Source organism: Aquamicrobium ahrensii (genome assembly GCF_040545755.1).
In the GTDB taxonomy this organism is placed as follows: domain Bacteria; phylum Pseudomonadota; class Alphaproteobacteria; order Rhizobiales; family Rhizobiaceae; genus Mesorhizobium; species Mesorhizobium ahrensii.
On sequence record NZ_JBEPMN010000017.1, the window covers coordinates 17,352 to 37,478 of the forward strand.

Below are 20,127 nucleotides of genomic sequence, written 5' to 3' on the forward strand. Positions count from 1 at the left end.
CTTTCATGACCATAGCTACCGAACAGTCGCTCGACGGCAGCCATCCCCTAACCATGAAAAAGGCGACGAGGCAGGTGCGCGATCATCTGGCGCTGATCGGGACGGCGACCTGGATCGGCGGAGGTATACTTCTTGTCCTGGGAATCGCCGCGCTGCTCGCACCCGTGCTCGCGCCCTACGATCCGGACGCCATCGACTACCGGGCGCTCTTGTCGTCACCAAGCGCTGACCACTGGCTCGGTACGGACGAACTCGGACGCGACATTTTCAGCCGCCTGCTTTTTGGTGCGAGACTGTCTTTGCTGGTGGCCTTCGCATCGGTCTTGATCGGCATCGGCGCGGGAGTGCCGATCGGCCTCATCGCGGGTTATGTCGGCGGCGTTGTCGACGAATTGCTGATGCGTGTCCTCGACAGCATCATCGCCCTGCCGCCTCTCGTGCTTGCCCTGACAATCTCGGCTGTGCTTGGACCGGGGCTGGTCAACGCGACGATCGCAATCGCCATTGTGTCGATCCCCACTTTCGCGCGCCTCACGCGCGGTCAAGTGTTGTCGATCAAGAACAACGACTATGTTCTTGCCGCGCGCTCGGTGGGAGTCCGCCCTTTCCTCATCCTCGTCAGGCATATCCTGCCCAACGTGATTTCACCGGTCATTGTCCAGGCGACCCTGGGAATTGGCTTCGCCATTATTCTTGAGTCGAGCCTCAGCTTTATCGGCTTGGGCGCGCAGCCGCCGACGTCCACATGGGGTTCCATGGTTCAGGTGGGATTCGAGTATCTCGATATAGCTCCGTGGTTTGTCATATGCCCATCCATCGCGATCTTCATTGCCGTTCTGGGTGCGAACCTTCTTGGTGATGGATTGCGCAACCAGACGATGAGGAGGTAGACGATGGGCTCGGCGCCTGTGCTTGAATTCAGCAATCTCCATGTCCGATTTTTCGACGAATTCGACGTGGTCAGTGGATTGTCATTCTCCGTCCAACAGGGCGAAACGCTTTGCATCGTCGGAGAATCCGGCTGCGGAAAGAGCATGTCCGCATTGTCTGCGCTGGGATTGCTGCCGCCTATGGCACGGATCAGCGAAGGGGAGATTCGCCTGGACGGGCGTAATATCGCCGACCTGTCGGACAGGGATCTGAGAAAAGTCCGGGGCAAGGAAATCGCCATGATTTTCCAGGAGCCCATGAGTTCCCTGAATCCTCTTATGACTGTCGGAGAGCAGATTGCCGAAGTGCTCGTGCTGCACCAAGACCTCTCAAGAAAAGCAGCGCTGGAGCGCGCTGCGGAACTCCTGGAAATCGTCCAGATCCCCGATGCGCAGCGGCGCTTGTCCGATTATCCGCACCAACTGTCGGGCGGTATGCGTCAGCGCGTGATGATCGCGATCGCGCTGGCTTGCAACCCACGCGTGCTCTTGGCCGATGAACCAACCACGGCCCTGGATGTGACCGTACAGGCACAGATCACCGACCTGCTGGGTAAGCTGCAGCAGGATTTCGGGACCGCAATTGTCCTCATCACGCATGACATGGGCCTGGTTGCGGAAAACGCGGACCGCGTGGTGGTCATGTATGCCGGCAGGAAAGTGGAAGAAGCGTCGGTTGAACGGTTCTTCTCCCAGCCGAGTCATCCCTACTCGCGCGGCTTGCTGGGGGCCTTGCCGAAGCTGGGCAGTTCATTGCAGGAAAAGTCCGAACGGCTGCGGGAAATTCCGGGTGTGGTTCCCAAACTCTCCGGGCTTCCGGCGGGATGCCCCTTCCAGCCGCGGTGCGGGGAGGCGACGTCGGTATGCGCAGAAAAGCCACCGCCTTTCGAAGTGGTCGACACCAATCATATTGTCGCCTGCTGGCATCCTGCAAGATAAGTGGGGGAACACCTATGCCGAGCATTCCAGCAGTGGATACTGCCGCTTCCAATACGCCGTACGTACTCAGCGTCAAAAATCTCAAGAAATACTTCCCGATCCGAAAGGGCGTTCTGTCACGGGTCGTGAACCATGTGCGTGCTGTCGACGGGATATCCCTGGACCTGACCAAGGGCGAGACGCTGGGGATCGTTGGCGAAAGCGGGTGCGGCAAGTCGACTGCGGGAAAGACCATTCTGCGGCTTCTTGAACCGACGGAAGGAACTATCCGGCTGTTCGGCCAGGATATCAGCAAGCTGCGGGAAGCAAAGTTACGGCCTTTGCGCCGTCACATGCAGATGGTGTTCCAGGATCCGTATTCGTCCTTGAACCCGCGCATAACCGTTGGTCGTCTGGTGGCTGAACCGCTTGCAACGCATAGTCAGCTCAGCGGCTCAGCCAGGACCGACCGGGTTGCCGAGCTGTTCAGGCAGGTGGGAATGCGGCCTGAACAAATGAGCCAGTATCCACATCAGTTCTCCGGCGGCCAACGCCAGCGTATCGCCATAGCAAGGGCTCTCGCGGCTGGTCCCAGCATCATCATCGGCGACGAACCCGTGTCCGCACTTGATATTTCGGTCCAAGCGCAGATCATTAATTTGCTGAATGATATTCAGGCTGAGTATCAGCTTTCCCAGATATTCATCTCTCATGATTTAGCCGTGGTCGAACGCGTCTCGGATCGAATCGCCGTTATGTATCTGGGGAATATTGTAGAGATCGGGAATACAGCGCAAATTTTCGGAAACCCTCAGCATCCATACACAGAGGCCCTGCTATCAGCAGTGCCGCAAACCGATCCGGGGCGTAAAAAACAAACACGCATCATTCTCAAAGGTGATGTGCCGAGCCCGGTCAATCCACCTAACGGTTGCCGGTTCCACACGCGGTGTCCTGTTGCAACTGCGCGTTGCCGCGTGGAGGTTCCCTTGTTGCGCAAGGTAGACACAGATCACTCTGCGGCGTGTCATCTGAGATGAGCGTCAGAGCATCAGCATGACCGAAAAGTTGTCCACCCAAGCTACATGCCGTCTCGCAACTTGAACACCGCCGGTCAGCCCATCATGGGCGCCTGACAACGGACATGTCGACCACGCTGGTGGTGGCCGGTGCTGCTCGCCGACCTCACTTACAATAGCGATCCGCTGCATGAAGAAATGACCGCGGGCGGCCTCAATGCCAATATCCGGCTGATGTCAACGCGCAAACACTTCCTGGCCGTTGATCACGAACTTTATCGCAAGCGCAAGCTGGCCGTGCGTTTCCCATGATGCAATGAAGGTTGCGAGATACCCGCAGGTTTACGATAGCCGTTCTTTGAGCGTCTCTTAAGGAGTTTTACCCTTGAAGGCTCCATGAGGTCTGGCGTCGCTCGATGCCCCTGCCATTCGCATGTTCCAGAGTGTCATCGCCGAAGCACGCAGCCTGATCCGGCAATGCAATGAGATCGAGACACAGGCCGATGAAATGGCTGAGCTCCGCTCCGTGCGTAGCCCGATCAGCTACGGCGACAACCGCATGCCGCTTGCCGAACCACTACCGATTCCGAGCGGGCTCGGCTGATAAGGCATGCAGCCGGTCCCGCAGCATGAATATGACATTCTGTGAGCGCCCAATGCCTTGCGTTGACTATCCATGCACGTTCAACGCCGCGATCTGCTGCGTGTTGATTTATGCGTATTGCGCATCAGTTGGTGGGTTATTTGCGCTTAAAAAAATGCAATCCAGCGACTACTCATAAGTCATTCGCGATCAAGCGACGCAGAAGCGCTGGCGACGGGATCATCAGATTGGGAGGAAGCCAATGCTCCAAGATCGGAGTATTGCGGCAAGCGCGCTCGCGTTCTCTTGCCTATATGTCTATGCAACACTCAGCATTCCGGTTCTGGACAACATAGATCCGGTCGGGCCGAGAGTTTACCCGCTTATCCTGGGGGCGGGGTTCGCAGTCTCGTCTCTGTGGCTGTTCATGGAGACGGTGTTTGCGGGCAGCCAGCAAAGTGGCCAGAACGACAACAGGCAGGATGGAAGGACAAAATCGGAGTGGATGACGGTGATATCCGTATCCGCCTGGATGGTCGCCTATTTCATGGCACTGGTTCCCTTGGGGTTCCTGCTCTCCAGCAGCCTGTTCCTCCTCGGTCTCAGCAGCTATTTCAATCGCAACAGGTTTGCGGCAAACGCAATAACGTCGGTCTTGTTCTCGATCGGGATGTACGCCCTTTTCACCCGTGTTCTGCAGGTGCCGCTTCCCGGCGGCCTTCTCGGTTTCTAGGGGGAGGCGCGAGACATGGACGCACTTCTTCAAGTTATCGACGGCTTCTCGATCAGTCTTCAGCCGCATAATCTCTGGTACACCTTCATAGGTGTTTTCATGGGCACGGTGATCGGTGTCTTGCCGGGAATCGGACCGTCGGCGGCGATGGCCCTGCTTATTCCCTTTTGCTACGATCTTTCGTCGACTTCCGCCCTGATCATGATGGCGGGAATATACTACGGCGCCCAATATGGCGGCGCGATCACCTCCGTCCTTATCAATACGCCTGGCGAGTCTTCTTCCGTCATGACGGCGATCGACGGCTATCAGATGGCGCGAAAGGGACGGGCGGGCGCGGCCCTTGCCATATCGGCATGGGGCTCCTTCATCGGCGGGACGACGGCGATCATCGCCCTCACGATATTCGCCGTACCGCTCACGACCGCCGCGCTGAGCTTCGGCCCGCCCGAATACTTTATGCTCATGCTGGTCGCGATGACATGCGTTTTCTCCCTGACCGGGAGTTCGCCTGCAAAAGGCATGCTGTCGACGATGATCGGCCTCGCCATTGCGACTGTCGGCACCGATCTTCAAAGCGGACAGATACGCTACAGCTTCGGGGTGCCTGCCCTCCAGGAAGGCATAGATTTCATCATCGTCGTCGTCGGCGTATTCGCCGTGGGCGAAGTGCTCAGCGCGCTCGCAGAGAAATTCCAATCGACAGGCGACATCATCAAGCTTGACGGCAAGCTCATGCTGACACGGGAGGAATGGAAGCGTTCTGCAAAGCCCGTTGCGCGTGGCAGCCTGATCGGCTTTCTCGTGGGCGTGCTGCCGGGCGCCGGCGCCACGATAGCTTCGATCGTCTCCTATTCCGTCGAAAAGTCCAACGCCAAGCATCCAGAAGAATTCGGCAAGGGCGCGATCGAAGGCGTCGCCGGCCCTGAAACGGCTAACAACGCGGCGAGCACGGGATCCATGGTGCCACTGCTGACGCTCGGTGTTCCGGGTTCGGGCTCGACCGCTGTCCTGCTGGGCGCATTCATCATGTTCGGCATTCAGCCTGGCCCGCTGCTCTTCCAGAACCATCCCGACGTCGTGTGGGGCCTCGTGAACAGCATGTATGTCGGCAACGTTATGCTTCTTCTTCTTAACCTGCCTCTCATCTTCATTTTCGTACGCCTGCTTTACATTCCCAAGGGCCTCCTCTTCCCCATCGTCCTGGTCCTGGCGACAATCGGCATCTTCGCTATCAACAATCTCGAATTCGAACTGTTTCTCTGCCTGGCTTTCGGGCTGCTCGGATTTGTTTTCCGCAAACTGGATATCCCACTGGCGCCGATGGTTCTCGCCGTCGTGTTGGGAAGCCTGATGGAGCAGTCATTCCGCCAGGCGATGACGATATCCGGCGGCAGCCTCTCAATCTTCCTGCACAGCATGGTCAGCATTTCGCTCGCCATACTGTGCGTGACCATCCTCGTATTCACGATCTTCAAGACATCCATAAGGGGTCGGCGTGCGCCGGCGACCTGACATTCCATTCAACCCAGAACACCACCGATGAAACTAGGAGTTAGATATGAAAAAGCATAGCAAACTTCCTGTACCCTCCATGGCTCTGATCACGGCCGCCTTCATGGCTTCGCTCGCTTTGGGAACGTCGGCCATCGCGCAGGAGGCCTGGAAGCCCTCAAAGACGGTGGAGATCGTGGTCGGATCCGCGGCGGGCGGCGGAAACGACAAATCGGCCCGTGCGCTTCAGAAGGTGCTGTCTGAGTCGGGTGTCACCGAAAGTGTCGTGCTCAACAAGACGGGGGCCGGCGGCGGACTGGCCTATGGTTATGTCAGCCAGAAAAAAGATCCGCATTTCATCGGTATTGCGCAGGGCGGCATCATGTCGAACCACATCAGCGGGCGCTCAGAACTCGACCCGTTGACCGACGTCACGCCACTCTCCTACATGGGCAACGAGGCTGTCGCCATCGCGGTGCGGTCCGACTCCCCCTACAAGAACATTACCGAGTTCGTTGAGCAGCTGACCAAGGACCCCGCGTCGCTTGCAATCTCCGTGGGAAGCGATCGCGGCGGCGTCAATCATGGCGCCGTGGCGCTGCTGGCGAAGGAGCGGGGCATCAATCCGAACCAGCTGAAGATCGTTATCTTCAGCGGCGGCGCGGAATCGGTGACCAATCTTCTCGGCGGTCACATCGATGCGATGTCACAGTTGCAGAATAATGCGATCCCGCACCATCAGTCTGGTGCGATGCGGATTCTCTGCCTCACGTCGGACCAAAGGGCGCAAGCCGTTCCGGATGTGCCGACATGCAAGGAAGAAGGCTTCGACGTCGTCATGACGAACTGGACCGTAGTTATCGGTCCGAAGTCGCTCACTGAAGAACAGGTGAAGGGTTGGGAGGCGGTCCTGCGGGATGCGAATGCAAGCCCGACCTGGAAAGCCCTGATCGAGTCCGTCGCCGGTGACGGACGCTACATGGATTCGGCCACCACACGCGAATTCCTCAAGGAGGACTACGCCCAGGCGAAGGACCTCATGACCGAACTCGGACTGGCCAAGAAACAGTAGCTGATCCGCTCGCCTTTCTACCCAAGGACCTCAGAATGTCATTGAATGAACTTGTGCATATGACCTGCCGGGAGCAGGGGACGCTGATAGAAAGCCGGAAGATCTCGCCGGTCGATCTGGTTCAGGCGAGCCTCGACCGCATTGACCGATACGACAGGAAGCTCAACGCGTGGATATCGGTCGATCCCGAGCGGGCGCTGAAGCAGGCGAGGCAAGCTGAGGCGGACATCTGTGCGGGCCGCTATCGCGGACCTCTGCATGGAATACCTTATGGTGTGAAAGACCAGATGCACGCGCTGGGATTTCCCACCACCCTGGGCACGAAGGTCCTCAGAGAGGATGAGATGGTTCCCCCTCACGATTCGACGGTCGTGAGGAAGCTTGCCGATGCGGGCAGCGTTCTGCTCGGCAAGCAGAACCAGCATGAATGGGGCAAGGGCAGCACAATCGAGTTTCCCTATGGCCTTCCGCGCAATCCCTGGCATCCGGACTATGACGCCTCGAGCTCCTCGACCGGTTCCGGAATTGCTCCGGCGGCGGGGCAGTGTTCGTTCTCGATCGGGGAGGATACCGGGGGGTCCATACGTGGGCCCTCATCCTGCAACGGCATCGCAGGATTGAGGCCGACGTTCGGGCGTATCAGCCGCCACGGCGGCGTCATGGCCGGTTATACCAGCGACACCTTCGGACCCATGGCGCGATCAGTGGAAGACCTCGCTCTCGTTCTCGAAGCGGTCGCCGGTCATGATCCACTTGACCGGCTGTCCAGTCCTCGTCCCGTGCCGCGCTACTCTCAAGGACTGGATGGCGACCTGAGGGGAATGCGCCTCGCCGTCGTCAGGGAGATTGCCTATGGCGACATCGATGCGGAAGTCCTTGAGACCTTCGAAAATGCCGTAAGCGTCCTGAGGGATGCCGGCGCGACGATCGAAGAAATTTCGCTGCCCCTGGCGCGGCATGCGGTCGCGCTGCAGATGCTGACGACGGATGCGGATGTCGCGTCATGGTTTCTCGCGAACTTCCTGAAAGACCGGTATGAGCTTTTCGATCAGGGTACGCGCACCCGGCTGGTGGCGTCGAGCCTGATCCCGGCAACTGTATATCATCGTGCGATGCGAGCCCGCACCATCGTCCGTGAGGAGGTGCTGGATGCGATGCGCAGATATGACGCGCTTTTGACTCCGACCGACGTCTTCCCGCCGAGACTCGTGGATGCGGCGCGCGAACGCATATCCAGCCGGGAAGACGTGCTTCCGAAGCTGATCAGACGCCGCATCGCATACTATCCGTTCAGCCTCTCGAACGTGCCGGCAATGGCGATACCGTCGGGGTTCTCCTCGAAGGGACTGCCGCTGTCGTTGCAGATCGCGAGCCGCCCTTTCGGTGAGCCGACCGTTCTCAAGATCGGCCACGCGTTTCAGCAACACACCCAATGGCATCGCCAGCACCCGGACATGAACCGGACACTGGCGCACCTGTGATCGGATGGATCTCTCATGCAACTGACATACACCCAAATCCGGACGCTCGCGGAACTGCAAGGGCTTCGGCTGCCTGACGAAGATCTCGAAAGCATCGAGATACGTCTGGCGACCTGGCTGTCGGCGATGGCCGAAATCGAAGCCGAGCTGGGACCTCTCATCAATGCAGCCGAGCCTATCCCGCCGGTCTATCCCCGGGAGGAATTCTAGAGCGGTTCTGGTGTCATTGAATCGGCAGAACCGATCTATCTCATTGCTTTAGCTGCATTTCCTTGGCGCAAAATCGTTTCACACTTTTGCTGGAAATGCTCTTGAGCGTCCCGCGACGATCGCGGACGCCGCAGGTCAACCGCAAGCTTGGAAGGTAACGAGGCTGAGAGATGATTGAGGATACTGATCTGGCCCTTTCGGGCAAGTGCGCCATTGTGACCGGCGCCGCCCGGAACATCGGCCGCGAGACGGCGCTGGCCCTGGCGAAAGCCGGCGCCGATGTGGTCGTCCACGCCAATCGCTCCCGTGAGGACGCTGAGAAGGTTGTCGAGGAAATCAGGCATATGGGGCGGGGCGCGATCCTCCATCTGGGCGATCTGACCTGCCCGGACGCGGGACGAGATCTGGTTGCGGCAGCTCTGGCCGCGTTCGGCCGAGTGGACATACTGGTGAACAACGCCGCTGTCCGTCGCGAAGAAAGCCTGGCCGCCATCTCCTACGATGCGTGGCGGTTGGTTCTGGCCAGCATCCTCGACGCAGGTTTCCTCTCGGCGCAGGCAGCCGCCGGTGTGATGGAGTCAGGAGGGCGTATCATAAACATCGGAGGCATGACCGCTCACACCGGCGCTCCCGAACGTGCGCATGTGGTTACGGCAAAGGCCGGGCTGATCGGGTTGACCAAGGCGCTGGCCAGGGAGCTTGCGCCCCGCGGCATCACCGTCAACATCGTGGTTCCGGGTCGCATCAACACGGACCGCAAAGCCGCTGGCCTGAGCGAGCCGGTTCATCACGCCACAGGCTCGCTTCCCCTTGGGTTCGAGGGCGAGCCCTCCGACGTCGCGTCGATGGTTGCATATCTTGCCGGGCCACAGGGACGCTACCTCACCGGGCAGACCATCCACGTCAATGGCGGGCTCTATTTGCCCTGATCGCAAGGCTTGACGGCAGAAAGAGGGGAGCCATGGCGCTGTGGGATAACAAAGTCGGAAACAGCTGGCTGCAAAAGGGAAAAACGTTGGTGATCCTGGTAGCGGCGGTGCTTGCTGGCGTTGGCGCATCAAGCATCGGGATGCCGCTCGCCTGGGTCATGGGTCCACTTCTCGTCGCCGCCTTCGCATCGATAGCAGGCGAAAAGATTTTTGCGCCCAATTCCGGCAGAAAGCTCGGCCAGCTCATCGTCGGCTCTTCAGTGGGACTGTCGTTAAGCGCGGAAACCCCGGCGTTGATTGCCGAATGGTTTCTTCTGATTCTTGTGACGCCGATCGTCGCCGTTCTGGTCTGCGCATTGCTCTCGGTGCCGTTCGGGCGCATTGCGCGGCTTGATCGGGCGACGGCCTATTTCTCCCTGACTCCCGGTGGTCTGGCGGAGATGGCGAGAACCGGTGAAAGCGAAGGCGCGAACACGGAGGCGGTGGCGCTGTCGCAGACCATTCGTGTTGCGATCATCGTCATGTGCCTGCCCTGGCTGCTGCTCACGATAGGACATGACGGGGGGCTTTCGGGGCCGGGCGACAGGGCGGTTCTCGACTGGCCTTCGCTGGCGGTCGTATTTGCCGCCGCGGCCGCGCTTGCGCTTCTGGTCCGGAAACTGAAAGCCAACAACTCCTGGATGATAGGGGGGCTGCTTGGTGGAGGAATCCTGGCGGCGTCGGGTCTTGTCGAAGGTCGGGTTCCATATCTTCTTTTTGCTGCCGGCCAGATCATGATCGGCATTTCGATTGGCGTTCGCTTCAAGCGAGACGCCTTGATGGCGCTTCCGCGCGTGGCGTTCGCATCGACGCTGTTTGTTCCTGTCGTGACGACGATTCTGATCGTTTACGCCGGGATATGCGCCTGGTTCACCGGCATAGATTTGTCGACGATGGCGCTGGCGGCTTCGCCGGGAGGACTGGCCGAGATGGCGCTGACGGCGCAGGCTCTGCACCTCAACGTGGCTCTGGTCACAACCTTCCATCTTTTGCGGTCGTTCACGGTCAACGCCTGGAGCCTCCAGTTCTACCGTCTGTTCCAACGCATCGGCTTCTTCAGCGCCGTTGAGCGGATGTTCGGTTGGAACCGCGCACGATGATGACCGGGGAAATATTGAAAGGATAGTTATGGAACGGATATCGGTGGCACCGGGCGAGGCGATCGCCGAAATTTTCGCCCGCTGGGCCTGTTCGATCAACGCAGCGACCATACCGCTGGAAGTCAGGGATGCAGTCACCCGTTCGCTCGTGGATCATGTGGGCCTGGCCATTTCGGCGCGCGCGGAGCCTTATGTCAGGGCGATAATCGCGGACTGGGACGGCTCCGGTGAATGCATGGCCTTTGGGCATGATCGGGGATTCGACGCCGCCGGCGCGGCGCTGATCAACGGCACGGCGGCGCATGGTGAGGATTACGACGACACCTTCGAGGGATCACCGATGCATACCGGCGCGGTGGTTATCCCGGCGGTGCTGGCTGTGGCCCAGCGCTACAAGCTTTCGGGTGAGGATATATTCAGGGGAATCATCGCCGGGATCGAATTGATGTGCCGTCTGGCGGTGGTGGCGCCCACGGCGCAGCACCGGGCGGGTTTTCATCCTACGGCGGTGGCGGGAACGATGGCGTCGGCAGCGGGTGTCGCCGTCGCATTGAGGATGAACCCGTCCGAGACGGTGAATGCTCTCGGGATCGCGGGCAGTCTTTCTTCGGGGATCATCGAGTATCTCGCCGAGGGAACCTGGACCAAGCGACTGCATCCCGGTTGGGCGGCTCAAAGCGGAATACGCGCCGCCCTGCTGGCGCGCAACGGTTTCAAGGGACCGCGCACCGTTTTCGAGGGGCAGCATGGCTTTTTCTTCGCATTCTCGGATCCATCCATTGCGAGAGACTACTCCTTCCTGACGCGCCTTCCGGGCGACGATTGGCTGAGCGCCAGAATCGCCTTCAAGCCATATGCCTGTGGAACGATGGTCCAGCCCTTTATTGATTGTGCCGTGCGCCTTTCCACCCGGTTGCACGAAAGCGACGAGATCACCGCTATCCGGTGCATGGTCGGCGAGGGGACCGTTCATCGCCTTTGGGAGCCGCTTTCCGAAAAGCGCAGGCCGAGCACGCCATATTCGGCCAAATTCAGCGTGCCCTACGGCGTCGCCGTAGGTCTGATCGACAGAGCCGCCGGCCTGCGTCAGTTCACTTCGGAGCGGATTGCGGACCCCAGGCTCCTCGCGCTCACCGGGCTGATTGGCTACGAGATTGATCCACTGGACGAATATCCGAAGAACTATACCGGTCATGTCCAAATTCATCTTGCTGACGGCCGGGTCCTGAGCGAGCGTCAGTCCCATCTTCGCGGCGGCGTTCGCGAGCCGCTCTCCGATGAAGAAATCACTCTCAAATACTACGCGAACTGCGCCTTTGGCGGGATGAAGCGCGACAGCGCGAAACAGCTCCTCTCAGCCCTGAAAGGCCTGTTCGGTCCCGAGGGCGCTGAAGGGCTCCGGGGTTTGAGACCTGAATTCGATTGATTGGCGAGATCAACTTCCACGGCACCACCAACACGAGGTAATCATGATCGTTCCCGACGTTACGCTTGAGCTTGCTCAGTGGGTTGTTCAACTGCGACCACAAGACATTCCAGATGACGTTCGCCGTGAAGGCGTCAGAACGTTTGTCAATTGGCTGGGCTGCGCCGTAGGCGGCGCCAATCACGAGACCGTTGATCGCGCCATGGCCGCTGTTACCCAGTTTTGCGGCCCGCAACAGGCAACCGTGATCGGCCGACCCGAACGTCTTGACGTTTTGCATGCGGCTTTGCTGAACGGCATCAGCTCACATGTTCTCGATTATGACGACACGCACCTGAAGACGATCATTCATCCGGCGGGCCCTGTCGCATCCGCGGCGCTTGCTGTTGCGGAACAGCGGTCGATTTCAGGCGCCCGCGTCCTCGACGCGATGATCGTCGGCATCGAAGTCGAATGCCGGATCGGCAACTCGATCTATCCGGATCACTACGATCGGGGATGGCATATCACCGGTACGGCCGGCGTATTCGGCGCCGCCGCCGCGACCGCACGTCTGCTCGGGTTGGACCAACAAAGAACCGCATGGGCGCTCGGTCTGGCGGCGACTCAATCGGCCGGCATACGCGAGATGTTTGGTACGATGACGAAGAGCTTCCATCCGGGCCGGGCGGCCCAGAACGGTGCGATGGCGGCGTATCTTGCGGAGTCCGGTTTCGACAGTTCGGAGCGAGGCATCGAGGCGTTGCGCGGATTCGCCAACATCTACTCGAACAAGCAGGACTACAATGAAATCCTGGGCGACCTCGGCCGGCGCTGGGAGGCTGCCCTGAACAGCTACAAGCCGTTCGCCTGCGGCATCGTCATTCATCCCACGATCGATGGCTGCATCCAGCTTCGGAACGAACTTGGGGTGTCCGGCGACGAGATCGAATCCGTCGCATTGAGGACGCATCCCCTGGTTCTGGAACTGACCGGGAAAAAGACGCCCAAAACCGGCCTGGAGAGCAAGTTCAGCGTCTATCACGCCGCGTCGGTCGCGCTGTTGAAGGGAGATGGTTCGCCTGAGGCGTTCACCGACTCGCTTGCCACTGATGCCGAAGTCATTGCCCTGCGGGACCGGGTATCCGCAGAACCGGGTGAAGGTATCGGGGAGGATCAGGTCGTGATTTCTCTGCGGCTTCGCGATGGCCGCGTGGTCGAGAAGCGGATCGAACATGCCATCGGCAGTGTGAAGCGACCGCTCTCCAATTCCGAACTCGACGCCAAGTTCATGCGCCAGTCGTCCCTGGTGATCGGCGAGGAAAAGGCGGGAGCGCTTTTGAATGCCGCCTGGCAGGTAGCCGAAGCGGGTATCGTCGGAGACATCCTCGGCCATTCAGCGCCGGCATAAAAACGGGCGCATCGCTGAAATCTGAAATGGAGCGGCCGTGGATCCGAGATCCCCGGCCGCTCTAACTGTGTCTTTTGACCGCGAGAAACTCGTCGACAAGGCTCTGCGCGGTCGGAGACATTTTTTGGCCGGCCCGCGTTATCAGGCCGATGGTGCGTGAAACGATGGGGTCGACCAGCGGAACGCTGACAAGCAAGGGGTGTTCTTCAACCGGCATGGCGATGCTCGGCACAGCGGCCACGCCCACCCCCACCTCGACCAGTGAGACCAGTGTCGAGACATGCCGCGCCTCGCAATATGCGCGCGGGCCGTTCAGTACGTTCTGCTCCATAAGAAGGCGGTTCTGGCTGGATTTGGAAACAATCATATAATCCTGTCCGCCGAGATCGGCCCACCGCACCCGGGGGCTGCGCGCCAACGGATGGGACTTATAACAGGCCAGGACAAGGCGCTCCTGCAGGATTTCGGTAAACGCCAGCGCCGGATCCGGGTTCTCCAGCTGATTGAAGGCGAAATCGACTTCCCCGCGCTTTACCGCGATGCTCGCCTCCGTCGCGCCCTGTTCTCTCACATTGACTGTGGCGCCGGGATATTGCGACCGGTAGGACTTGAGAACCGGCGGCAGGAAGAACCGGACGGCAGAGGGCATGCAGGAAAGCGTAACCTCACCGCCCAGCCTGCGTGTCGCCTCGTTCATTCCGAACATCGCTTCTTCGAACTTGTGAAGTATGTCGATAGACCGTCGGTTGAACTCCACCCCGAAGGCGGTGAGGCTCACCTTTCGTGTCGTCCGCAGAAAAAGTTGCGTTCCGAGCGCGCTTTCAATTTTCTCGATCCTTCGGGACAGTGCGGATTGCGACAAGTTCATTTCCGCCGCGGCTGAGGTGAAGCTGCCGAGACGGGCGACGCTCACGAAGGCTCTGATGTCCCCGAGCTCAAACTTCATCGTGTCTTCCCGTGTGTTCTTCCCTGTCGGTGACGAGACCAACCATGCCAAACTCTGCGGCGCTTTACCAAGACATTTGTTGGCGGAACGCCTCGACGCAACCTGCGAGCGGGCAACGTCGTTTCAATTTGGATTGAACAGGACCACAGACGCATCAAGCGCCGGACACAACCGATGTTCGGTTTCAAGTCGATGGCAAGCGCCGGGATCATCCTCTCCGGCACTAAGATGGTGCATATGATGCGCAAGCGACAGGCGAGGTCGCCTACGAACTACATCCGGCGATCGCCGAGCAACTCGAGAGCCTCTCCGCCCGCCCTTGCGCACAAGATTCGTCTCGTGACCACCAGCAGAATTGCGACAGAACCGTCGAAATAACGGCCGGGAAAGCCAACAGTTCTTCTATCGCGTTGCGAGGGCGGAGAGAATTCTGATCCATGAGCGAATGCCGAGCTTGTAGCTCGACAGGTCGTACTTTTCGTTCGGACTGTGAACGCGGTTGTCGAAGCGCGCGAAGCCGACAAGAAGAGCATCCATACCGAGGCGTTTCTTGAATTCATTGATGACGGGTATCGAGCCGCCGCCACCCGCTATGGCGGCTTCGGTCCGCCATTCTTCCGAAAGCGCCTTCAAAGCCGGGCCGATGTATGGGTTGTCCATCGAAACATTGGTCGCACGGCTGCTTGAATGCACAGTGAATTTTGCGGTGCAATCCGCCGGCAACCGGGCCTCGACATGGGATTGGAAGGCGTCGAAGATGCGCGCCGGATCCTGGTCCCCGACCAGGCGGAATGAAATCTTGGCCGAAGCCTTCGCCGGGATCACCGTCTTGAAGCCTTCGCCCGTATAGCCGCCGATCAAGCCGTTGATCTCCATCGTCGGGCGCGCCCAGATTTGTTCAAGGACGCTGCGCCCTTTTTCACCGGCGGGAACGGACAGACCGACCTTATTGAGAAAGGCGTCTTCGTCGAACGGCAATCTGGCCCACAGGTCCGTGATCTGCGTGGGAAGTTCTTTCACGCCGTCATAGAAACCGTCGATGAGAATGCGGCCGTTCGCATCGCGCAATTCCGCGAGTATGGTCGTCAGCACCTGAAGCGGATTGCGGGCTGCGCCTCCGTAGACGCCAGAATGAAGGTCCCGGCTGGCGGCTTCGATCTCGACTTCGACGCCGCAAAGCCCGCGCATCATGGATGTGATCGCCGGCGTGTTCTCGTCCCACATATCGGTATCGCAGACAAGGACGACATCAGCCTTGAGTTCATGCTCGGTCGCATCGAGAAACGGCCCGAGATTTCTGGAACCGGCTTCTTCCTCGCCTTCCAGCAAGATTGACACCGGAAGCGGCAGGGATCCGTTCGCTTCTTTCCAGGCCCGGCAAGCCTCGATGAATGTCAGAAGCTGTCCCTTGTCGTCGGAGGCGCCGCGCGCAACGATATGCGTGTCGCCGTTCTCGGCGGGAACGAGCTTCGGTTCGAAAGGATCGGAATTCCATTCCGAGATAGGATCCACTGGCTGAACGTCATAGTGGCCGTAAAACAGGACATGCGTGCCCTCGGGGCTCGTGTCGTGCGCCACCACCATCGGCTGTCCGCCCGTGGGGCGCACCGACGCTTCGAAGCCCATCGTTTCCAGTTGAGCTGTCAGCCACTCGGCCGCTTTCCGGCAATCGTCACGATAGGCAGGATCGGTCGAAATGCTCTTTATGCGGAGCAGTTCGTAAAACCGGTCGAGGCTGCCTTCGAGATTCGCGTCTGCGCGGGCAAGCACTTTTTCGAGAGCCGGATTATTGGTAGTGTCGGTCAATCTAACGAACTCCAGATGTTTTCGCCGCTGTGGGACAACGATCAGATGACCGTGCCGGTCTCCGTGTCGATCAGATGCATATGGCGCAGATTGGCCATGAGCTCGAGAGGCTGGCCCGCCTGCGGATCGACGGATGGATCGATGCGCGCACAGTGCATCACGTCGTTCATCAGGAAATGCACCAGCGTTTCGACACCCATGGGCTCGGCGACATCGACGGTGATCGGCAGCGGAGCGAATTCGGCGGACATTCCTTCCTTTCGCTCCGTCAGATGTTCGGGACGCAGGCCGAGCTCCAAGGCCTTTCCGATATGGGCCGCATAGCGCTCCGAGCGTTCTTTCGGCACGGGAAGCCGCGTGCCCTCATCCAGCACGACAACCAGACCGGACGCATCGCCCTCCAGCCTGCATGGTATGAAATTCATCGAAGGGCTACCGATAAAGCTTGCGACGAAGCGGGTGGCCGGCGAGCGATAAAGCTCCTGCGGCGGGCCAACCTGCTCGATCACGCCATGGTTCATGACCACGACACGGTCGGCGAGCGTCATGGCCTCGATCTGGTCATGCGTGACATAGATTGTCGTCGTGCCAAGCTTCTGGTGAAGCTTCTTGATCTCTGTGCGCATCTGCACGCGCAGCTTGGCGTCGAGATTGGAAAGCGGCTCATCGAACAGGAACACTTCCGGGTCGCGGACGATCGCGCGGCCCATGGCGACGCGCTGGCGCTGGCCGCCGGAAAGCTCTTTCGGCTTGCGGTCAAGCAGCGTGGAAAGCCCCAGAATGCGGGCGGCGTCCTCGACGCGCTGTTTAATGTCGCTTGCCGCGAACTTCCGAAGCGTCAGGCCGAAGCCCATATTTTCGAACACGTTCATATGCGGATAGAGCGCATAGCTCTGGAACACCATCGCGATGTCGCGGTCGCGTGGCGCAACATCATTGACGAGCTTGTCACCGATACGCATTTCACCATCGGTGATGTCTTCGAGCCCGGCGATCATGCGCAGCATAGTCGACTTGCCGCAGCCGGAAGGACCGACGAGAACGATGAATTCGCCATCAGCGATGTCGAGGTCCACGCCCCTTACCGCGTGATAGTCTCCATAATGTTTGACGATCTTGTCGATCGATACCTTCGCCATCGTTACTCCAATCGAATTGCTGTGCTCTTCGCCGCGTAAGCTTGCCTGTTCGGGCGCTTACAGAGGCGGAAGAGGAAATGCCCTTGTTTTTTCGTAGGCCCTTGCGGCGCGCAGCACTGTCGCTTCCGCGCGCACGCGGCCCACAATCTGCAAACCGATCGGCAAGCCTTCCGGGCTCAGGCCGCACGGTATCGATGCGGCGGGCTGATAGGTAAGGTTGAATGGGGAGGTGAACGGCGTCCAGTCTCCGCGCCATTCGCCGCCCTTGTCGCCCGGGAAATCCTCGCCGACCGGGAACGCGGTGCGCGGCATGGAAGGCAGGATCAGCAGATCGTAAGTCTCATGAAGCGCGCGCATCCTCGCGCCAAGTTCGGCGCGCTCTACATGCAAGGCCTGCGCGTACTCCAGAGCTCCAAGCTTGCTTCCTGCATCAGCGATAATGAGAAGGCCGGGATCGACCAGCTTGCGCTGATCTTCGCTCATCGGCGCGATTGCGCTGGCGAGCGTGACGGAAAGAATGGTCGTATAGATATCCACCGCGCGTCGCAGGTCGAGATCTATCTGCTCGACGGTTGCGCCGAGTTCGCGGAAAACCGCTGCCGCCTGTGCAACCGACTGCGCGACTTCATCTGTCACCGGCGCGCCGCTGATCGTTGGAGCGTAAGCGATGCGGAGGCCCTTGACGCCTTCGCCGAGGCCCGAAAGAGCATCGAAAGCAACGTCGGAAAGAGCCGTCCAGTCTCGCGCATCATCGCCTGCGATCACCTGCAGCATGAGCGCTGCGTCTTCGACCGTGCGTGTCATCGGGCCCGTGCCCGGCAACGATCCGGCAATGGAAGCAGGGGCGCCCGGAACGCGACCGAAGCCGGGCTTGATTCCAAATATCCCGCAAAACGAAGCGGGGATGCGAATCGAGCCGCCGCCATCGCTGCCCAGATTGAGCGGAGCCATGCTTGCGGCCGCCGCTACACCTGCGCCGCAGCTCGATCCGCCCGGTGTGAGGTCGGTGTTCCACGGGTTGCGTGTCGTGCCGTGCAGCGGGCTGTCGCCCACGCCCTTGTGGCCGAATTCCGTGGTGGTCGTCTTGCCAAGAAAAACCGCACCCTGTTCGCGAAGCCTGGCGACTGCTGGAGCATCGGTGTCGCAGGCCTGCTCGCGCGACACCGTCAGTGAACCTTTCATCGTCGGCCACTTCCTGGTCAGGAACAAATCCTTGATGGTGGTCGGAACGCCGTCCACCAGACCGGCCGGTTCGTTTCGCATCCAGCGCGCCTCGGATGCGCGAGCGTCCGCAAGGGCGCTCTCCTCGTCCACCAGACAGAAAGCGTTCAGTTTTTCATCGAGCGCAGCAATTCGCCCGAGACATGATTTCGTCGCCTCGACCGGCGAGATTTTTTTCGCTTTGTAGGCATCGACGAGTTCTGCGGCTGATAGCGAAAAAAGCTCGGTCATTGGCCGTATCCAAATAGATTCGGGAGGGAAGGCCGGAGAGACATCTCCGGCCGTCGAGGTTCAGACGCCTCAGGTGCGCAACTGCGAATTGGCTTTTGCGGCCGCCTTTTTCATGGCGCTTTCCGCCGTTTCGGCTCCGCTCAGCGCGAGGCTGACGCCCACAGCCAGCTCGTTGAGAATCTGCGGCGACTGCGGATGGAAACGGGCGCGCTTGGCGAGGTCCGCATCGGCGTTTTGCAGATTGGCGAGCGCGGCCTGCGCCGCCTGATCGCCGAACGCCTTTTTGAAGCCATCGCTTTCCCAGGCCGAGACGCGCGTCGTCGCCAGACCCCTGGCGGCGGTCTGCAAGGAGGTCGCCTTGCTGGTGGCCCAGAGAAGGAACAGGAACGCCGCGTCCTTGTTGTTCGACTTCGAGTTTACGGCAGCCTGCCAGCACGACATGTTCGGGCGCGAAGGCTTGTCGCCTGCGGTCGGCATGATTGCGAACGCAGCGTCCGCCGCAACCTTGCTTTTCGCCGGATTTGAAATGTCGGTCGCGAAGTTCGACGTATCGGACGTGATGGCCGAAGCGCCCTGCATGAAATCGTTCAGGGCTTCATACCAGTCGTAATTGCTCACGCCGATCGGTCCGGCTTCACGCAGAAGCGTCGTGAACATCTCCACGCCGGCGATGGCTTCCGGGCTGTCGTAGACCACGCGGCCATCGTTGAACAACTCGCCGCCATATGAGTAGATGAATCCGGTCAGCGGGAAGGTCGCATTGCCGGCAGCCTTGGCGCGCATCGCGATGCCGGAGACGTTGTCCGTCTTGATCGCGCGCGCGGCGGCCAGAAGCTCGTCGAAAGTCTTCGGCGTATCGAGATCCTTTTCGTTGAGGTAGGCCTTGTTCAGATACAGGGTCTGCGCCTCGGCGGTGATCGGGAACGCATAACGTTCGCCATCGTGCCACAGCGGATATTCGCGCGCGGGCTTGAGGACGTCCGCCTCGTCATACCATGCCGGATCAACGAGATCCTTGTTCTCGTAATAGCTGTTCAGCGGTTCGAGCCAGCCCGCGGTGATGCCCTGGCCATATGCCAGATACATGAAAACGTCAGGGGTCCGGCTGCCGCTGGCGAGCTTGATCGGCAGAGCCGTCAGGAACTCGGTCTCGGAGCGGAAATCCGTCTCGACCTCGATGCCGGTCAACTCGGTGAACTGCGGGATGAAAGGCGTAACCGCGTTCGACCAGGGATGGGTCGCGCCGCCGACCATGATCTTTTTGCCGGCTTCACGCTTCCAGTCGACATTCGCCGATGTGTAAGCGTCAAGCCCTTCGCCGCTCTGTGCGAATGCCGAACGGCCTATGATGGCTGGCGCCGCCAGGGCCACGCCGGCAAGCATCGCCGAGCGCGTGAAAGCCCGGCGGGTCAAAACAAAGCGACGGTCATTATTCTGGTCAGTCATGCGAATTCCCCTTTT

19 protein-coding genes and 1 pseudogene are annotated in these 20,127 nt (G+C 59.8%); 15 read left to right on the plus strand and 5 right to left on the minus strand.

Annotated features, from left to right (window positions below):
- Positions 1-5 precede the first annotated feature (5 nt).
- The 14 genes from ABID44_RS16380 to ABID44_RS16445 all read left to right on the plus strand — a co-directional run bounded on the left by ABID44_RS16380 (position 6) and on the right by ABID44_RS16445 (position 13,323).
- Positions 6-890 carry an ABC transporter permease gene (locus ABID44_RS16380; RefSeq protein WP_354152781.1) on the plus strand — a complete coding sequence of 295 codons (885 nt, stop codon included), beginning with the start codon at positions 6-8 and terminating at the stop codon, positions 888-890.
- Between the two features lie 3 nt (positions 891-893).
- On the plus strand, positions 894-1,868 hold the full coding sequence (locus tag ABID44_RS16385) for an ABC transporter ATP-binding protein (protein WP_354152782.1): 975 nt from the start codon (positions 894-896) through the stop codon (positions 1,866-1,868).
- A gap of 14 nt (positions 1,869-1,882) precedes the next feature.
- Complete coding sequence (locus ABID44_RS16390) at positions 1,883-2,887, plus strand: ABC transporter ATP-binding protein (protein ID WP_354152783.1); 1,005 nt, start codon at positions 1,883-1,885, stop codon at positions 2,885-2,887.
- Positions 2,888-3,016: 129 nt separating this feature from the next.
- Positions 3,017-3,178 (plus strand): hypothetical protein, encoded by a 162-nt coding sequence (locus ABID44_RS16395; RefSeq protein ID WP_354152784.1) that lies wholly within the window; start codon positions 3,017-3,019, stop codon positions 3,176-3,178.
- Positions 3,179-3,299: 121 nt separating this feature from the next.
- A complete protein-coding gene (locus ABID44_RS16400; RefSeq protein ID WP_354152785.1) occupies positions 3,300-3,470 on the plus strand; it encodes a hypothetical protein in 171 nt (56 codons plus the stop codon).
- 241 nt (positions 3,471-3,711) lie between these two features.
- Positions 3,712-4,182 carry a tripartite tricarboxylate transporter TctB family protein gene (locus tag ABID44_RS16405; protein ID WP_354152786.1) on the plus strand — a complete coding sequence of 157 codons (471 nt, stop codon included), beginning with the start codon at positions 3,712-3,714 and terminating at the stop codon, positions 4,180-4,182.
- A gap of 15 nt (positions 4,183-4,197) precedes the next feature.
- Positions 4,198-5,697 carry a tripartite tricarboxylate transporter permease gene (locus ABID44_RS16410; RefSeq protein ID WP_354152787.1) on the plus strand — a complete coding sequence of 500 codons (1,500 nt, stop codon included), beginning with the start codon at positions 4,198-4,200 and terminating at the stop codon, positions 5,695-5,697.
- A 103-nt stretch (positions 5,698-5,800) separates the two neighbouring features.
- The gene (locus ABID44_RS16415) at positions 5,801-6,748 is read left to right on the plus strand and encodes a Bug family tripartite tricarboxylate transporter substrate binding protein (RefSeq protein WP_354152788.1); all 948 of its coding nucleotides are present in this window, start codon (positions 5,801-5,803) and stop codon (positions 6,746-6,748) included.
- 35 nt (positions 6,749-6,783) lie between these two features.
- Positions 6,784-8,229: an amidase gene (locus tag ABID44_RS16420; protein ID WP_354152789.1), complete on the plus strand. Its 1,446-nt coding sequence runs from the start codon at positions 6,784-6,786 to the stop codon at positions 8,227-8,229.
- Positions 8,230-8,244: 15 nt separating this feature from the next.
- Positions 8,245-8,439, plus strand: coding sequence for a hypothetical protein (locus ABID44_RS16425; RefSeq protein ID WP_354152790.1), 195 nt, complete (start codon positions 8,245-8,247; stop codon positions 8,437-8,439).
- Positions 8,440-8,609: 170 nt separating this feature from the next.
- Positions 8,610-9,368, plus strand: a complete 759-nt coding sequence (locus ABID44_RS16430; RefSeq protein ID WP_354152791.1) for an SDR family NAD(P)-dependent oxidoreductase — start codon at positions 8,610-8,612, stop codon at positions 9,366-9,368.
- An 89-nt stretch (positions 9,369-9,457) separates the two neighbouring features.
- The gene (locus tag ABID44_RS16435) at positions 9,458-10,507 is read left to right on the plus strand and encodes an AbrB family transcriptional regulator (RefSeq protein ID WP_354152792.1); all 1,050 of its coding nucleotides are present in this window, start codon (positions 9,458-9,460) and stop codon (positions 10,505-10,507) included.
- Between the two features lie 28 nt (positions 10,508-10,535).
- Complete coding sequence (locus ABID44_RS16440; RefSeq protein WP_354152793.1) at positions 10,536-11,933, plus strand: MmgE/PrpD family protein; 1,398 nt, start codon at positions 10,536-10,538, stop codon at positions 11,931-11,933.
- Between the two features lie 43 nt (positions 11,934-11,976).
- Complete coding sequence (locus ABID44_RS16445) at positions 11,977-13,323, plus strand: MmgE/PrpD family protein (RefSeq protein WP_354152794.1); 1,347 nt, start codon at positions 11,977-11,979, stop codon at positions 13,321-13,323.
- 61 nt (positions 13,324-13,384) lie between these two features.
- Here the strand turns inward: ABID44_RS16445 and ABID44_RS16450 are convergent, their stop codons facing one another.
- Positions 13,385-14,320, minus strand: coding sequence for a LysR family transcriptional regulator (locus ABID44_RS16450; RefSeq protein ID WP_354152795.1), 936 nt, complete (start codon positions 14,318-14,320; stop codon positions 13,385-13,387).
- A 78-nt stretch (positions 14,321-14,398) separates the two neighbouring features.
- On the opposite strand from ABID44_RS16450, the pseudogene ABID44_RS16455 reads away from it, so the two are divergent.
- A pseudogene (locus tag ABID44_RS16455) lies at positions 14,399-14,583 on the plus strand (DDE-type integrase/transposase/recombinase); the annotation flags it as partial.
- An 88-nt stretch (positions 14,584-14,671) separates the two neighbouring features.
- Here the strand turns inward: ABID44_RS16455 and ABID44_RS16460 are convergent.
- The 4 genes from ABID44_RS16460 to ABID44_RS16475 all read right to left on the minus strand — a co-directional run bounded on the left by ABID44_RS16460 (position 14,672) and on the right by ABID44_RS16475 (position 20,112).
- Complete coding sequence (locus ABID44_RS16460) at positions 14,672-16,075, minus strand: dipeptidase (protein ID WP_354152796.1); 1,404 nt, start codon at positions 16,073-16,075, stop codon at positions 14,672-14,674.
- A gap of 41 nt (positions 16,076-16,116) precedes the next feature.
- On the minus strand, positions 16,117-17,214 hold the full coding sequence (locus tag ABID44_RS16465; protein WP_354152797.1) for an ABC transporter ATP-binding protein: 1,098 nt from the start codon (positions 17,212-17,214) through the stop codon (positions 16,117-16,119).
- 57 nt (positions 17,215-17,271) lie between these two features.
- Positions 17,272-18,666 carry an amidase gene (locus tag ABID44_RS16470; protein WP_354152798.1) on the minus strand — a complete coding sequence of 465 codons (1,395 nt, stop codon included), beginning with the start codon at positions 18,664-18,666 and terminating at the stop codon, positions 17,272-17,274.
- Between the two features lie 69 nt (positions 18,667-18,735).
- Positions 18,736-20,112, minus strand: a complete 1,377-nt coding sequence (locus ABID44_RS16475; RefSeq protein WP_354152799.1) for an ABC transporter substrate-binding protein — start codon at positions 20,110-20,112, stop codon at positions 18,736-18,738.
- Positions 20,113-20,127 lie beyond the last annotated feature (15 nt).

What these genes read in the sequence shown, in the direction of transcription:
- ABID44_RS16380 (WP_354152781.1), top strand. Translation starts at nt 6, where the DNA reads ATGACCATAGCTACCGAACAGTCGCTCGACGGCAGCCATCCCCTAACC.
- ABID44_RS16430 (WP_354152791.1), top strand. Translation starts at nt 8,610, where the DNA reads ATGATTGAGGATACTGATCTGGCCCTTTCGGGCAAGTGCGCCATTGTG.
- ABID44_RS16415 (WP_354152788.1), top strand. Translation starts at nt 5,801, where the DNA reads ATGGCTTCGCTCGCTTTGGGAACGTCGGCCATCGCGCAGGAGGCCTGG.
- ABID44_RS16475 (WP_354152799.1), bottom strand. Translation starts at nt 20,112, where the DNA reads ATGACTGACCAGAATAATGACCGTCGCTTTGTTTTGACCCGCCGGGCT.
- ABID44_RS16390 (WP_354152783.1), top strand. Translation starts at nt 1,883, where the DNA reads ATGCCGAGCATTCCAGCAGTGGATACTGCCGCTTCCAATACGCCGTAC.
- ABID44_RS16385 (WP_354152782.1), top strand. Translation starts at nt 894, where the DNA reads ATGGGCTCGGCGCCTGTGCTTGAATTCAGCAATCTCCATGTCCGATTT.
- ABID44_RS16400 (WP_354152785.1), top strand. Translation starts at nt 3,300, where the DNA reads ATGTTCCAGAGTGTCATCGCCGAAGCACGCAGCCTGATCCGGCAATGC.
- ABID44_RS16425 (WP_354152790.1), top strand. Translation starts at nt 8,245, where the DNA reads ATGCAACTGACATACACCCAAATCCGGACGCTCGCGGAACTGCAAGGG.
- ABID44_RS16445 (WP_354152794.1), top strand. Translation starts at nt 11,977, where the DNA reads ATGATCGTTCCCGACGTTACGCTTGAGCTTGCTCAGTGGGTTGTTCAA.
- ABID44_RS16440 (WP_354152793.1), top strand. Translation starts at nt 10,536, where the DNA reads ATGGAACGGATATCGGTGGCACCGGGCGAGGCGATCGCCGAAATTTTC.
- ABID44_RS16420 (WP_354152789.1), top strand. Translation starts at nt 6,784, where the DNA reads ATGTCATTGAATGAACTTGTGCATATGACCTGCCGGGAGCAGGGGACG.
- ABID44_RS16410 (WP_354152787.1), top strand. Translation starts at nt 4,198, where the DNA reads ATGGACGCACTTCTTCAAGTTATCGACGGCTTCTCGATCAGTCTTCAG.
- ABID44_RS16405 (WP_354152786.1), top strand. Translation starts at nt 3,712, where the DNA reads ATGCTCCAAGATCGGAGTATTGCGGCAAGCGCGCTCGCGTTCTCTTGC.
- ABID44_RS16465 (WP_354152797.1), bottom strand. Translation starts at nt 17,214, where the DNA reads ATGGCGAAGGTATCGATCGACAAGATCGTCAAACATTATGGAGACTAT.
- ABID44_RS16470 (WP_354152798.1), bottom strand. Translation starts at nt 18,666, where the DNA reads ATGACCGAGCTTTTTTCGCTATCAGCCGCAGAACTCGTCGATGCCTAC.